The following is a 13,188-nucleotide window of genomic DNA, read 5'->3' as shown; positions in this document are numbered from 1 at the left end:
TGATCATTGCGATGGCTGAAAGGCCTAATGCTCGTTGAGGAGAGAAGGTGCGCGACGTTCATCAGGGTCAGGGGATAGCGACCCCGTATAAAGACCGACTATACGCACGCATCGGCTGTGTTTTTCAGGCTTTCGAGGCTTGCAACCGGGGAGGAGTCCCTATACGCAATGACACAGGGGGGCACCCCGCTGTCGGTTATCGGCGAGCGTCAGCGATATGCCCGCCGTGGCCGGCTATGCAGGGTTTTGTGGGAGGCCGGCTTTGCCGGGCGATGCGGGCCGCAGGCCCGCCTGGCCTGTGTTACAGCGTAAACTCGGGCAGGCGCTTATCCACCTTTTCCAGCCGGGGTTTGGCCACCACGGGCAGGCCGTTTTTGAACGGGGGGAAGTCCTCGCCCTGAATCAGCGGCGAGAGATGATCGCGGCAGGCCTGGGTGATGCCAAAGCCGTTCTCGCTGATGAAATCCCGGGGCATGAAGGTTTCCCGGTTGGCAATCTTGGCGAGCGGGGCCGAGATGACGTCCCACTGGTAGGGCGACGGCGAGAGGCGGCGAATCGCCGGCATCATTGAGTTCTTGCCCGCCAGCGCCAGGGCCACCGCCTCGCGGCCCACGGCGTAGGCCTGCTCGACGTCGGTCTTGGACGCCAGATGGCGGGCGGCGCGCTGAAGATAGTCGGCCACGGCCCAGTGATACTTGTAGCCCAGGTCCTGCTTGACCATGCCCGCCACCGTCGGCGCCACGCCGCCGAGCTGGCGGTGGCCGAAGGCGTCGGTGTTGCCGGCATCGGCGAGGAAAGTGCCGTCTTCGTAGCGCGCGCCTTCGGAGACCACCATCACGCAGTAGCCGTATTCTCTGACGCAGTACTCCACCCTGGCCATCACCGCCTCGCGGTCGAAGGCGATCTCGGGGAAGATGATGACGTGCGGCGGTTCGCCTTCGCCCTGGCCGGCAAGCCCGCCGGCGGCGGCGATCCAGCCGGCGTGGCGGCCCATGACCTCGAGCACGAACACCTTGGTCGAGGTGGCGCACATGGAGGCGATGTCCAGCGACGCTTCCAGGGTCGAGGTGGCAATGTACTTGGCCACGCTGCCAAAGCCCGGCGAGCAGTCGGTAATCGGCAGGTCGTTGTCCACGGTCTTGGGCACGTGGATGGCGGTCAGCGGGTAGCCCATCTTCTCGGAGAGCTGGGAGACCTTGAGGCAGGTATCGGCGCTGTCGCCGCCGCCGTTGTAGAAGAAGTAGCGGATGTCGTGGGCCTTGAACACCTCGATCAGCCGCTCGTACTGGGCGCGGTGGGTGTCGATATCCTTGAGCTTGTAGCGGCAGGAGCCGAAGGCGCCGCCCGGGGTATGGCGCAGCGCGGCGATGGTTTCGTCGCTTTCCTGGCTGACGTCGATCAGATCCTCGGTCAGCGCGCCGATGATGCCGTTACGCCCGGCGTAGACCTTGCCGATGTGCTCCGGCGCTTCGCGGCAGGCTTCGATCACGCCGCAGGCGCTGGCGTTGATGACGGCGGTGACGCCTCCGGACTGGGCGTAAAAAGCGTTGTGCTGGGCCATGGAAACGGTGGAACTCCTGAAGCGAGACGAAAAAACGCCGGGGCGGCAAGGCTCCCCGGAGACGGCAACATTAATTAACGGTGGCGAATTCTAGCGCAAAGCGCCGGCGGCTGCATCCGCCCCGCGGGCCTACTCGGCGCTGTCCGTGTCCATGTCCTGCTCCTGCTGGGCCAGCCGCCAGCCGCCCAGATCCTTGTAGCGGTTGACCATGGCGCAGAACAGCTCCGCGGTGCGCTCGGTGTCGTAGCGCGCCGAATGGGCCGACTTGTTGTCGAACTCGATACCCGCCGCCCGGCAGGCGCGGGCCAGGACCGTCTGGCCGTAGACCAGGCCCGCCAGGGACGCCGTATCGAAGCTGGAGAACGGGTGAAAGGGGTTGCGCTTGATGCCGCAGCGGTTGACCGCGGCGTTCAAAAAGCCGTGGTCAAAGGCGGCGTTGTGGCCGACGAGAATCGCCCGGGTGCAGCCGTGCGACTTGATCGACTTGCGAATCGGACGAAAAATGTCGCCCAGCGCCTGGCATTCTTCCATGGCCACCTGCTGGCGCAGCGGGTCGTCGAGGCGAATGCCGGTGAAATCCAGCGCCGCCTGTTCCACGTTGGCCCCCTCGAAGGGGCGAATATGGTGGGCGTAGGTCGCTTCGGGCAAGAGGTTGCCGTCCGGATCCATGGTGAGCGTTACCGCCGCGATTTCCAGCAGCGCATCGCCTGTGGCGTCAAAGCCGCCGGTTTCCAGGTCGACCACGACCGGCAAATAGCTGCGAAAACGCCGGGACATCAAATCGCGAGCAATAGCCTCGCTCATGCAGTACTCCTGATTGGCAGATGGGTAGCGGGGTGAATGGCGGGTGACACCAAGCCGCAAACCGGCGACGGTGGCGGATCGAAACAGGCCGATTCTAGCAGCTTTTTCCCGGCGCTTTATACGCAGGCCGCCGGTGGTATTCGCAGGCGGCCCGGGGCGCTATACTTGGGGTTTGTCTTGATCCGTTTTTCACGAGGAGCACACGATGTCCGATGTCAACAAGGTAGTGCTGGCCTATTCCGGCGGCCTGGATACGTCCGTTATCGTCAAATGGCTGCAGGAAACCTACGGCTGCGAGGTGGTCACCTTTACCGCTGATATCGGCCAGGGCGAAGAGGTCGAGCCGGCCCGGGAAAAGGCCAGGGCGCTGGGCATCAAGGAAATCTACATCGAAGATCTGCGCGAAGAGTTCGTCCGCGACTACGTCTATCCCATGTTCCGCGCCAACACCGTCTACGAAGGCGAATACCTGCTGGGCACCTCCATTGCCCGCCCGCTGATCGCCAAGCGGCTGGTCGAGATCGCCAACGAGACCGGCGCCGACGCCATCTCCCACGGCGCCACCGGCAAGGGCAACGACCAGGTGCGCTTCGAGCTTGGCGCCTACGCCCTCAAGCCCGGCGTCCAGGTCATCGCCCCCTGGCGCGAGTGGGATCTGAACTCCCGGGAAAAGCTCATGGCCTATTGCGAAGCGCATCAGATCCCGGTGGACTTCTCCGGCCAGAAGAAAAAGTCGCCGTACTCCATGGACGCCAACCTTTTGCACATCTCCTACGAGGGCGGCATTCTCGAAGACCCCTGGGCCGAGGCCGAAGAAGACATGTGGCGCTGGAGCGTTTCCCCGGAGGCGGCGCCGGATACCCCCACCTACATCGAGCTGACCTTTGAGCAGGGCGACATCGTCGCCATCGACGGCGAGTCGCTGCCCCCCCACGACGTGCTGTCGAAGCTCAACAGGCTCGGCGGCGACAACGGCATCGGCCGGCTGGACATCGTCGAGAACCGCTACGTGGGCATGAAGTCCCGGGGCTGCTACGAAACCCCCGGCGGCACCATCATGCTAAGCGCCCACCGCGCCATGGAGTCCTTGACCCTGGACCGCGAAGAGGCGCACATGAAAGACCAGCTGATGCCCAAGTACGCCGAAGTGGTCTACAACGGCTACTGGTGGAGCCCGGAGCGGCGCATGCTGCAGGCGGCCATCGACGAGACCCAGGGCAACGTCAACGGCGTGGTGCGCATGAAGCTCTACAAGGGCAGCGCCACCGTGGTGGGCCGCAAGTCCGACGACTCGCTGTTCGACGAGTCCATTGCGACGTTTGAAGACGACGCCGGCGCCTACGACCAGAAAGACGCCGAAGGCTTTATCAAGCTCAACGCCCTGCGCCTGCGCATCGCCGCCGGCAAGGGCCGCAAGCAGGGCTAGTCACGGCGCCCGTCAGGCGGGAGGGAGTCATGCTGAAAAAACTGTTTTCCGGCCTGTTCGGCAGCGCCGAGCGTGCGGGTCAGTCGACCGGCCCGGCGCCCGCCGAGCCGGTCGAGTACCGGGGCTACCGGATCATTTCCCGACCCGTGGTCGAGGACGGCCGGTTTCGCGTCAGCGGCGTGATCCAGCTGCCCCGGGAAGAGGGCGAAGCGCTCGAACACGGCTTCGAGCGCTCCGACGTGCTGCCCGACCGCGAGGCCTGCGATGCCATGATGGTGAGCAAGGCGCAGCGCTTTATCGACGAAACCGGCGAGGCCATGTTCGGGCCTGACTCCCGCCGCGACGCTACCGACGATCAGTGAGAGGCGGGCGCTTCGGCAGGCGCCTCGTCGGCGCTGCCGGGTAGCTCCAGGGTCAGGCAGGCGCCGCCCAGGTGCCGGCTTTCGTCGGCCCACAGCCGGCCGCCCAGGTGGGCGATGATCCCCCGGCTGATGGCCAGCCCCAGCCCGCTGCCCCGGGGGCGGCCAAGGGCGTCGCCGCCGCGTTCGAGCTGGTGGAACTTGTCGAATACCCGCTCGCGCTCCTCGGGGCCGATGCCCGGGCCGTTGTCTTCCACGCTCAGGCGGTAGCGATCCTTATGCGGCGCCAGGCGTATCAGCACCCGAGGGGCTTCGCGGTCGGCAAACTTGCCGGCGTTATCCAGCAGGTTGATGATGACCTGCTCCAGCCGGTCGGCGTCGCCTGTGACCATGGCCGGGCCGCTGTCCAGCTCCGTTGTCAGCGCAATGCCCTGTTCGCGGTGCAGCTGGGTCACGGCGTCCACGCTGCGCCGGGCCAAAAGCGCGAGGTCCAGCCGTTCGGGGTTGAGCGTCAGCCGCCCGCTTTCCAGCCGGGCGAGATCGAGGATTTCCTCGATCAGGCGCGATAGCCGCTGGCTTTCGTGGACGATGACGCCGAGAAAGTGGCGGCGCTTGTCGGCGTCCATGGCGTCCTCGTCGTTGAGGATTTCGGCGAAGGCGCGGATCGAGGTCAGCGGCGTGCGCAGCTCGTGGCTGACCATGGCGATGAACTCGTCCTTGAGCCGGTCGAGCTCGCGCAGGCGCGCGTTGGCCCGGCGCAGGGCGGCGCTGGCGCGCTCCAGCTCGGCGGACTTCTGTTCCAGCCGGCGGTTATACTCCAGCGCCTGGGAGGTGGTGTCGAGAATGCTGAGAATGGACGCCATGTCCAGCGCTTCGCCGCGCACCACGGAATTGATCAGCACCCTGGCCGAGGCGTTGCCCAGCGACCCGGCGAGCGCCTGCTCGGCGCGGGTGATCAGCCGGTGCGAGGCTTCCCGGCTGTCGCCGGCGTGGCCGTCGCCGGCGTCGGCGAACACCCGGCGGATGGCGGCTTCGCCCAGGTAGCGGCGCAGCAGTTCGCCAAGCTCCCCCTGGGTGGTTTGCCCCTGCCACAGCGAGGCGCTGGGGAGGTTGGGATGCAGCGCCTCGGTGAACAGCGCCGCCTGGGTCTGCTCCAGCGCCGTGGGCCGGGTAAAGAGCGATATCCCGACGTATAGCCCCACGTTGGCCAGCAGGCTCCAGAGCAGCCCGTGGGTGTAGATGTCCCAGCCGTCCAGGCCAAACAGCGCGTAGGGGTTGAGCCAGCCAAGGCCCCAGGGGCCCTGTTCGATCAGCGCGATGTCGATCCAGCCGGACTGGGCAAAGCCCGGCAGCAGCAGGGTGTAGCCCCAGAGGAAAAAGCCGGCCACGAGCCCCCAGAGCGCCCCCGCCCGGGTGGCGACGCGCCAGTAGAGGCCGATCAGCAGCGCCGGGGCGAACTGCGCCGCGCCGACAAAGGACACCAGGCCAATGGTCACCAGGGTGTAGGCGTCGCCGATCAGCGCGTGATACACGTAGCCCAGCAGCAGAATCGCCACGATGGCCACCCGGCGAATGCCCAGAAGCCAGGCGGCAAGCCGGCCCGAGCCGCTCAGGTGCAGGCGGTCAAAGCGCAGCAGCAAAGGCATGATCAGCTGGTTGCTGACCATGGTCGACAGCGCAATGGTCTCGACGATCATCATCCCAGTGGCCGCGGAGAGCCCGCCGATGAACACCAATAGCGGCAGCGCCTCGGCGCCCGCGGATAGCGGCAGGGTCAGCACGAAGCTGTCCGGATCGGCACCCTCGCTGCCCAGCAGCAGCCCGGCAAGGGCAATGGGCACCACGAAGAGGTTGATCAGCAGCAGGTACAGCGGGAACACCCAGCTGGCGCGGTCGATATGGGTTTCGTCGACGTTTTCCACCACCAGCACCTGAAACTGCCGCGGCAGGGTGAGAAACGCCAGCACCGCAAGAATCAGCACGCCCACCCAGCCGGTGGCGCCCCCCGGCACCTGCTCGAGCCCCAGCACCCGGGAGAGCTCCGGCGTATTGGCCACCCGGCCGAGCAGGTCCAGGGGACCCTGGAACATCACGAACACCACGAAGATGCCCACGGCGAGAAACGCCACCAGCTTGACCAGCGACTCAAGCGCGATGGCCGCGACCATGCCTTCGTGGCGCTCGCTGGCGTCCAGGTGGCGGGTGCCGAAGAGGATGATGAACACCGCCAGCACCAGCGCTACCCAGAACGACTTGTCGATCCAGAAGTGCGCCTCTTCCACGGCCAGGTCCGCGGAGGCGGGGTAGTTCATCAGCACCGCGTGGCTGACGGTAATGGCCTTGAGCTGCAGGGCGATGTAGGGCGTGCTGCTGATCAGCGCCATCAGCGCGACCACGGCGCCGAGCCCGGCGCTCTTGCCGTAGCGGGCGCTGATAAAGTCGGCAATCGAGGTGATCCGCTGGCGGGCGGCGATGCGCACCATCTTGCGGATGACAAAGGGCGCGGCGAGCATGGCAAGCGTCGGCCCCAGATAGATCAGCAGGAAATGCGGCCCCTGGGCCGAGGCTCGCCCGACGCTGCCGTAAAACGTCCAGGCGGTGCAGTACACCGCGATGGACAGCGCGTACACCGTCGGCGAGCCGATGGCCGAACGGCCGACCTCGGCGCGGCGGTCGCCCCAGGCGGCCACCACGAACAGCAGCGCCAGGTAGCCGAAGGCGACGGCGAGAACGACGATATCGTTGCGCACGGCCTAGCGCCTGCCTTTCCCGGAGGCCCTGCGGCTTTCCTGCAGCCAGGCGGCAAGGCCGATCACCACCGCCCAGGCGATAAACAGATAGAGCAAAAGCCAGATGCCGGTGGCCGAGGGCAGCCGGTCGATGACCAGCAGCAGCGGCGGGCAGAACAGCACCGCCGCGGTGACGATTAGCGCGGTCAGGCGCTCGCTGTGGCGGGCACGATGGCGTAGCGGCGTGGTCATGGCGCGGTGGCGTCCTCCGTGTCGATGGCGTTGGCCTGCAGGGCCAGCAGCGTATCCAGGGTATCGATGCCGCGGGCCTCCAGGCGCGGCAGCAGCGCAAGCCACAAGGCGGCGGTGACTCGGGCGTCGCCCAGCGCCGTATGCCGGGTGCCCGGGGGAAAGGCGATGGCGTAGCGTGCGGCCAGGCTGTCCAGGTCGTGGCCGTCCAGGGCTTCGTCCAGCGCCCGTGAGATCAGCAGGGTGTCCAGCACCGGCATGGCGAACTCGACGCCCTGGTGGCTGATGGCGAGCATGTCGAAGGAGGCGTTGTGCGCCAGCAAGACGGCGTCGCCGAGATAGTGGCGAAAGTCGGTGAGCACCTCGCTCAGCGGCGGCGCGTCGCTGACGTCGGCGTCGGTGATGCCGTGGATGGCGGTGCTTTCCGGCGAGATCGGACGGCCGGGGTTGACCCGCTGGGCGAAGGTGTCGTCGGCCAGCACCCGGGCGTTGACGATGCGGCACGCCCCCAGGCTGACCACGGTGTCGCCCTGGCGCAGGGCAAGCCCGGTGGTTTCGGTGTCGAAGGCGACGATGTCCAGGCTGGCCAGAGCCAGCCCGGCCCGGGGCTCGTCCGGCGAGGGCAGTCCGGCAATGCCGAAGTCGTGAAACTCCGGCCGCGGCGGCACGGCTCGGGCCGGCGGGCCGGCTCGGGCGACGGCGGGCAGCGGCAGGCGCAGGCGGGCGCGCTTGCCGCCGTCGTCGGTGAGGCTCCAGATGTCGCTGGCGTGCTGGCGCAGCACTTCGGCCGCGGTGGGCGCCAGCGGCAGGGTATCCAGCGGCAGACGCTGCCAGCGGGCCAGGTCGCCGTCGGGGATGGCCTTACCGTGCCAGATCAGGTCGAGATATACCTGCTTGTTGCCCAGGGTGATTTCGCCTTCAAAGTATTCGCCGCCGGGGCCGCCGATATCCGCTCCGCCCGCCGGTTGACGCGTTTCAAGGTAGCTCAGCAGCGAGTCGAGCAGCGCGATCAGCGCCGGGGCGTCGCCCTTGAACCAGGACGGCATGCCCACAGGCGTGATCAGTCGGCGCGAAGGGTCGAGGCGCTCGTCCAGCGCCTGCCAGAAATCGTTGGACCAGATGGGCGAGAGCTGCTCGCCCTGGCGCTGCATGTCGTCGACCAGCCGGCCCAGCCGGGCGATGCTGTCGCTAAGCGCCGGGCCGTCTTCGTCGATGGCGCCGGCCAGCCGCTGACGCAGGGGGCTGTCGGCGGTGCCCAGGGCCTTGAGCGCGTCGGCGGCGCCGGCAAGGCTGGCGGCGCGGCGGCGCAGGTCGCCAAGCCCGGTGGCAAGCTCGGCGCGCACGCCCACTTCGGTGCGCCAGGCCCGGGTGGCGTCCTCGAGGGTCACCAGGCTTTCGCCGTCGCTTTGCCCCACCCGGCGCAGCGCGGCCTTGAGCCAGCGCTCGCCGCAGGGAAGCAGGAGTTCCCGAGGGGTGCCGTCGTCGGGCAGCCGGTCGAGGGTGCTTTGCAGGCTTGCCGCCGGCAGCAGCGTGTCCAGCCGCTTGCCCAGCCCCGGCGCCGGCTCGCCGTCGAAAAAGCGCTCGGCGGCGGCGTTGAACAGCAGAATACGGCGATGGCGGTCGCACAGCAGCAGCGGCGTGTGCAGGGTCTGCAGCAGCGCCTCCAGCCGCTGGCGAGTGTCCGCGGCCTCGCGGGCGCCTTCTTCCCGGGCGCCGGCCAGGCGCGCGCGGTCGGCGCGCCAGCCTTCCCGCACCCGGGCCAGATCCGGCCCCAGCCCGGTCAGCCAGCCCCGGGGCGGGCGCTCGTCGTGGGCGTCGGGGCTGGCCACCAGCCGCGCCAGCTGGGCCTGGAGGTGGCGCAGCGGCGTAAAGAGCATGCGCTCGAGCACCAGCCCGGCGAGCAGAATGGTGGCCCCGCCGGAGAAGCACCCCAGCCACAGCGCGGCGCGCTCCCAGCCGGCAGCGCCCAGGCGGCTGTCCAGCCAGGCGGCGAACAGCGCGCCGCCGGCCAGGCTGACCCCGCTCAGGAGAAGCCACAGGCCCACCAGCCGCTGGCGCCTGGGCAGCCCCCGGCGTTCACGGCGAGTCATGGTTGGCCTCGGCCAGCAGCGCGGTGACCTTGTCGACCAGCGCCCGGGTGGAAAACGGCTTGGTGACGTAGTCGTCGGCGCCCAGCGCCATGCCCTTTTCGCGCTCGACCTCGCGGCCGTGGGCGGTGAGCATGATGATCGGCAGCGCCCGGGTGGCGTCGTCGGCGCGCAGCCGTTCAAGCACGTCAAAGCCGCTGATGCCGGGCAGGCTGATGTCAAGCAGCAAAAGATCCGGCGGGCCGGCGTCGATGTGCGCAAGCGCCCCCTCGCCGTCCTCGGCGGTCAGCACCTCAAAGCCCGCCTGCTGCATTAAAAACTCGAGCGAAAGCACAATGTTGGGTTCGTCGTCCACCACCAGTACCCGAGACATGGCGTTCTCCTGCGGCGTTTTCGTTGTTCTGGGGCCAGCGTTGTGCCAGGGCCTGCGTTATTGCCAGGCCAGCGCTGAGGCCAGCTCAGCGCAGCTCATGGCTCTGCGTTTATCGCAGTCTAGGCACCCGGGGCGCCGGCGGCCAAGGCGACCTTGGCCGAATACCGAGAGGAAAGCCGAGTAGGGGGTGCCGGTTCGGGCGGGGGCGGCCGGGTGCGTACCGGGGCTATGCTTCTTGCCCGCCAGGGCCGGGCTTACCAGGTTTCGCCAAAGGGCCGCAGATCGAGTTCGAAGGTCCAGGCGGAGCGCTGCTGCCGGGTAAGGAACCAGATACTGTCGGCGATGGCATCCGCATCGAGGAAGAAACTGTCGGGCTTGTCCGGCATCGCTTCCCGGGTGCGCGGCAGATCGACCACGCCGTCGATCACCACGTAGGCAACGTGGATGTTCTCGGGGCCGAGCTGACGGGCCAGGGACTGCGCCAGGCTGCGCTGGGCCGCCTTGGCCGAGGCGAAGGGCGCCGTGCCGGCGCGACCGCGCAGCGCCGCTGAGGCGCCGGTGACGACGAGACTCGCCTGATCATGCTCGCGCAACTGCGCAAGCACCGCCTGGGTGGCCGCCAGCAGCCCATGGCAGTTGACCCGCCAGGTCGCCTCGAACTCGTCCAGGGTGGTTTCGTCGGCACGCTTGAATACGCCGGCGCCGGCGTTGTAGAGCAGCACCGAGACGGGGCCGAGCTCCTCGCGAATGCGGGCGAAGACCTCCCTTGCCTGATCGCCATCGGTGGCGTCATATTGATAGGCATGGGCGCCGGCAATGTCTTGCTCCCACTCCTTGAGCTTGTCGATATCCCGGGACAGCATGGCGACCTGATACCCTTCCCGGGCGAAACGGCGTGTCAGTGCCAGGCCGTTACCCGGACCGATACCGATGATGGCGCAGACTTGGTTCATGGCCTTTTCTCCTTAGACAAGACACAGAGGTAGTCCAGGCCGAGTGTAGTCGGTGCTCGGGCCGGGGGTCGAGGCGCTCGGGTGCTTTCCGAACGCCCCGGGCGATACCGCCGGCGATCGGATGCGTCGGGCGCCACCCCGATGATCGCGATCGAAAGGGCAGGCGTCGACGCCGCGAATGGGCGAGAAAGTGCGGCTATGGGGCGGAATCATCTTGCCTGCCGACGCTGCAGCGCGATGGCCAGTAAATGTGAGGGCAGATACAGCACGATCGGCCAGCCGAGCATCAGGCCCAAGAGATAGACGAGCGGATCGAGCAGCGTCTGGTGCTGGCCGAATAGCCCGTGCACCCAGTTGATGTGACGCTCCGCATCGGTGAGCCACAGGCTCAGGGGCAGTACCAGCCAGGTCAGCGCCGTCTGCAGCCACAGGCCGCGTCGGTCATAGCCCAGCCTGAACACCGCATAGCTGGTGACTACCGGCAGCACCACATGGAAGAGCGAAAGCAGGCGGAAGGACAGCGTCACCTGGGCATCGAACATGTATTCGGTGCCGCCGATGGGGTGAACGCCGAACAGCAAGGCGCCCCCGACATCCAGGCTCCACAGTATGCCCACCAGCAGCACTGCGAGCCACTGGGCCGACATCAGCAGGCGACTCTCGGTCCACAGCGCGACGAGGATCAGCAGGCTGGCCAGATCGCACAGCCACAGGAAATTTTGCCAGCCCACCCTGGCGAAATAGCTCGGCGCCCAGATGGCGATCCAGACGGTGAAAGCCAGCTTGAGCCAGAGGGGTAGACGGTGTGACGGCATGGCTACCTCGTCATGAACGGCGTCTCATCATGATACGCTTGCAGCAGATTAAAACGGACGACAGGAGAGCGCGAATGCCGAGAAGCCGATGGATATGGGCAGTATGGGGCCTGGTGCTGTTGAGCTACCTGATTCCCTATACTCTATTGACTCGGGTCCAGGCCTGGTACGGAAGCTTTCTCTTCTGGACCCTCGTGGGACTGGCGGTGATCGCACTCAACATCGTCATGACCAAGGACTTCAAGGGAAAATAACAAGAGGCAACGGATGAGCGCATCCCTTATCTGGTGGTCGGTAGCGATCTATCTGATTATCGCCACCCTGGTCGGGTTTTTGTCCCGGCAGAAGAAGCCCGCGACGCGGATGTCGGGGTATTTTCTGGGCAATCGGCAGATGAGCGGCCTGGTATCCGCGCTCAGCTACAGCGCTACCACCTACAGCGCCTTCATGATGGTCGGCCTGGCGGGGCTCACCTACGCCGGCGGGGTCGGCGCTCTGGGCTTCGAGATCATCTATTTCGCCGGGGTTTCCCTGGTGGCGGTCTTCGGGCCCCGGCTTTGGGCCCTGGGCAAGCGCTTCGGTTTCGTCACGCCCAGCGAGATGCTCGGCTACCGCTATGCCAACAGACACGTGGCGACGGTCATCGCCGTCTCGAACTGTATCTTTCTGATCCCCTACGCCGCGGTACAGCTCACCGGGGTCGGCTATCTTCTGCAGGGCACCACGGACGGCGCCATTTCCTATAACGTCGGCATATTTCTGGCCACGGCCATCGCCCTCCTGTTTGCTTATATCGCGGGAATCCGCTCGGTGATGTGGACCGACTCCCTGCAGGCCATCGTGATGATGCTGGCCTCGACCCTGGTGGTCTTCCTGGTGGTTCAGGGGCTTGGCGGATTCCCGACGCTCTTCGACAGGCTGGCCACGGAGCGGCCGCAAGCCCTGACGGTGCCCGGGAGCGGCCTGTTCAGCCTGACCACCTTTCTGGGGCTGACCCTTCCCTGGTTTTTCTTCAGCCTCTCCAACCCCCAGGTCAGCCAGCGGCTGTTCATGCCCGCCTCTCTCGGGGCGATGCGGCGCATGCTGCTGGGCTTTCTGGTTTTCGGCTTCATCTATACGCTTGTCTCGGTGCTCTGGGGCTTCTCGGCACTGGTTGCCTTTCCCGGGCTCGAGAATGCGGACCTGGCCGCGCCGAGGCTGCTTGGCTCCGACTACGTGCCGCCCTGGCTGGGCGTGATCGTGCTGATCGCCATCCTGGCCGCCGCCGTCTCGACCATCGATTCGATCATGCTGGCGCTGTCTTCCATGCTTTCCCGGGATCTGTATGCCAATCTCAAGCCGGACGTCAGCGAGCGCCGGCAGCTGCGGATGGGCAAGGTCGTGGTTCCGCTGATCGCGCTGCTGGCGCTGGGCTTTGCGCAGCTGCAGCTGGATTTGATCGCGGTGCTCTCCGTGGCCGCCTCCTCGGGCCTGGTCGCCGTGGTACCGGCGATGATCGGCGCTTTTTACTGGCAAGGCGGCACCGGCGCCGGCGCTCTTGCCAGCGTGATCGGCACTACGCTTTTCGTGCTGGCGCTTTATGCCGCCGGCAACTCCCTGCTGGGGCTGCCCGCCGGCATCTGGGGGATTATCGTGGCAAGCGTGCTGTTTGTGGGGGTCAGCCTGGTGACGAAAGCGCCGGTGGAAAGGGCGAAGGAATGCCAAGCAGCCGTTGACGAAGTGCTTGGAAAACCCGTATCTCGCGCCGCGCGGAGCGACGACGCTTGATGTTCTCTTCCCGGGAGGGCCGAGCGCGTTGCGGCTCGGTCCAGTGGGGCTCGGTCTAGTGGGGC

12 protein-coding genes are annotated in these 13,188 nt (G+C 66.8%); 4 read left to right on the top strand and 8 right to left on the bottom strand.

Annotation, left to right across the window (positions count from 1 at the left end):
* Positions 1-301: 301 nt before the first annotated feature.
* Together P1P91_RS08975 and rnt are read right to left on the bottom strand one after the other, a co-directional pair.
* Positions 302-1,561 (bottom strand): 6-phosphofructokinase, encoded by a 1,260-nt coding sequence (locus tag P1P91_RS08975; RefSeq protein WP_311882069.1) that lies wholly within the window; start codon positions 1,559-1,561, stop codon positions 302-304.
* A gap of 129 nt (positions 1,562-1,690) precedes the next feature.
* Positions 1,691-2,365 (bottom strand): ribonuclease T, encoded by a 675-nt coding sequence (gene rnt, locus P1P91_RS08970; RefSeq protein ID WP_311882067.1) that lies wholly within the window; start codon positions 2,363-2,365, stop codon positions 1,691-1,693.
* A gap of 205 nt (positions 2,366-2,570) precedes the next feature.
* On the opposite strand from rnt, the gene P1P91_RS08965 reads away from it, so the two are divergent.
* Both P1P91_RS08965 and P1P91_RS08960 read left to right on the top strand, forming a co-directional pair.
* The gene (locus tag P1P91_RS08965) at positions 2,571-3,791 is read left to right on the top strand and encodes an argininosuccinate synthase (RefSeq protein WP_311882065.1); all 1,221 of its coding nucleotides are present in this window, start codon (positions 2,571-2,573) and stop codon (positions 3,789-3,791) included.
* A gap of 29 nt (positions 3,792-3,820) precedes the next feature.
* Entirely contained in the window at positions 3,821-4,153 is a 333-nt protein-coding gene (locus tag P1P91_RS08960; RefSeq protein ID WP_311882063.1) for an HlyU family transcriptional regulator, read from the top strand.
* Here P1P91_RS08960 and P1P91_RS08955 read toward each other — a convergent pair.
* The 6 genes from P1P91_RS08955 to P1P91_RS08930 form a co-directional block, all read right to left on the bottom strand.
* Complete coding sequence (locus tag P1P91_RS08955; protein WP_311882061.1) at positions 4,147-6,900, bottom strand: sensor histidine kinase; 2,754 nt, start codon at positions 6,898-6,900, stop codon at positions 4,147-4,149. The genes P1P91_RS08960 and P1P91_RS08955 overlap by 7 nt on opposite strands.
* Positions 6,901-6,903: 3 nt before the next feature.
* Complete coding sequence (locus tag P1P91_RS08950) at positions 6,904-7,131, bottom strand: hypothetical protein (protein WP_311882059.1); 228 nt, start codon at positions 7,129-7,131, stop codon at positions 6,904-6,906.
* On the bottom strand, positions 7,128-9,218 hold the full coding sequence (locus P1P91_RS08945; RefSeq protein WP_311882057.1) for a 3'-5' exonuclease: 2,091 nt from the start codon (positions 9,216-9,218) through the stop codon (positions 7,128-7,130). Before P1P91_RS08945 ends, P1P91_RS08950 begins: the two co-directional genes overlap by 4 nt.
* Complete coding sequence (locus P1P91_RS08940) at positions 9,205-9,588, bottom strand: response regulator transcription factor (RefSeq protein WP_311882055.1); 384 nt, start codon at positions 9,586-9,588, stop codon at positions 9,205-9,207. Before P1P91_RS08940 ends, P1P91_RS08945 begins: the two co-directional genes overlap by 14 nt.
* 254 nt (positions 9,589-9,842) lie before the next feature.
* Positions 9,843-10,541, bottom strand: coding sequence for an SDR family NAD(P)-dependent oxidoreductase (locus P1P91_RS08935; protein ID WP_311882054.1), 699 nt, complete (start codon positions 10,539-10,541; stop codon positions 9,843-9,845).
* 209 nt (positions 10,542-10,750) lie between these two features.
* Entirely contained in the window at positions 10,751-11,356 is a 606-nt protein-coding gene (locus tag P1P91_RS08930; RefSeq protein WP_311882052.1) for a hypothetical protein, read from the bottom strand.
* 74 nt (positions 11,357-11,430) lie between these two features.
* On the opposite strand from P1P91_RS08930, the gene P1P91_RS08925 reads away from it, so the two are divergent.
* Together P1P91_RS08925 and P1P91_RS08920 are read left to right on the top strand one after the other, a co-directional pair.
* Complete coding sequence (locus P1P91_RS08925; RefSeq protein ID WP_311882049.1) at positions 11,431-11,610, top strand: hypothetical protein; 180 nt, start codon at positions 11,431-11,433, stop codon at positions 11,608-11,610.
* 13 nt (positions 11,611-11,623) lie between these two features.
* The gene (locus tag P1P91_RS08920) at positions 11,624-13,123 is read left to right on the top strand and encodes a sodium:solute symporter family protein (protein ID WP_311882048.1); all 1,500 of its coding nucleotides are present in this window, start codon (positions 11,624-11,626) and stop codon (positions 13,121-13,123) included.
* The last annotated feature ends 65 nt before the right edge of the window (positions 13,124-13,188 follow it).

This window comes from Halomonas piscis (assembly GCF_031886125.1).
Classification (GTDB): domain Bacteria; phylum Pseudomonadota; class Gammaproteobacteria; order Pseudomonadales; family Halomonadaceae; genus Vreelandella; species Vreelandella piscis.
This window is presented reverse-complemented; position numbering and strand designations above follow the sequence as displayed.

What these genes read in the sequence shown, in the direction of transcription:
- P1P91_RS08930 (WP_311882052.1), bottom strand. Translation starts at nt 11,356, where the DNA reads ATGCCGTCACACCGTCTACCCCTCTGGCTCAAGCTGGCTTTCACCGTC.
- P1P91_RS08975 (WP_311882069.1), bottom strand. Translation starts at nt 1,561, where the DNA reads ATGGCCCAGCACAACGCTTTTTACGCCCAGTCCGGAGGCGTCACCGCC.
- P1P91_RS08960 (WP_311882063.1), top strand. Translation starts at nt 3,821, where the DNA reads ATGCTGAAAAAACTGTTTTCCGGCCTGTTCGGCAGCGCCGAGCGTGCG.
- P1P91_RS08940 (WP_311882055.1), bottom strand. Translation starts at nt 9,588, where the DNA reads ATGTCTCGGGTACTGGTGGTGGACGACGAACCCAACATTGTGCTTTCG.
- P1P91_RS08925 (WP_311882049.1), top strand. Translation starts at nt 11,431, where the DNA reads ATGCCGAGAAGCCGATGGATATGGGCAGTATGGGGCCTGGTGCTGTTG.
- P1P91_RS08935 (WP_311882054.1), bottom strand. Translation starts at nt 10,541, where the DNA reads ATGAACCAAGTCTGCGCCATCATCGGTATCGGTCCGGGTAACGGCCTG.
- rnt (WP_311882067.1), bottom strand. Translation starts at nt 2,365, where the DNA reads ATGAGCGAGGCTATTGCTCGCGATTTGATGTCCCGGCGTTTTCGCAGC.
- P1P91_RS08945 (WP_311882057.1), bottom strand. Translation starts at nt 9,218, where the DNA reads ATGACTCGCCGTGAACGCCGGGGGCTGCCCAGGCGCCAGCGGCTGGTG.
- P1P91_RS08965 (WP_311882065.1), top strand. Translation starts at nt 2,571, where the DNA reads ATGTCCGATGTCAACAAGGTAGTGCTGGCCTATTCCGGCGGCCTGGAT.
- P1P91_RS08950 (WP_311882059.1), bottom strand. Translation starts at nt 7,131, where the DNA reads ATGACCACGCCGCTACGCCATCGTGCCCGCCACAGCGAGCGCCTGACC.
- P1P91_RS08920 (WP_311882048.1), top strand. Translation starts at nt 11,624, where the DNA reads ATGAGCGCATCCCTTATCTGGTGGTCGGTAGCGATCTATCTGATTATC.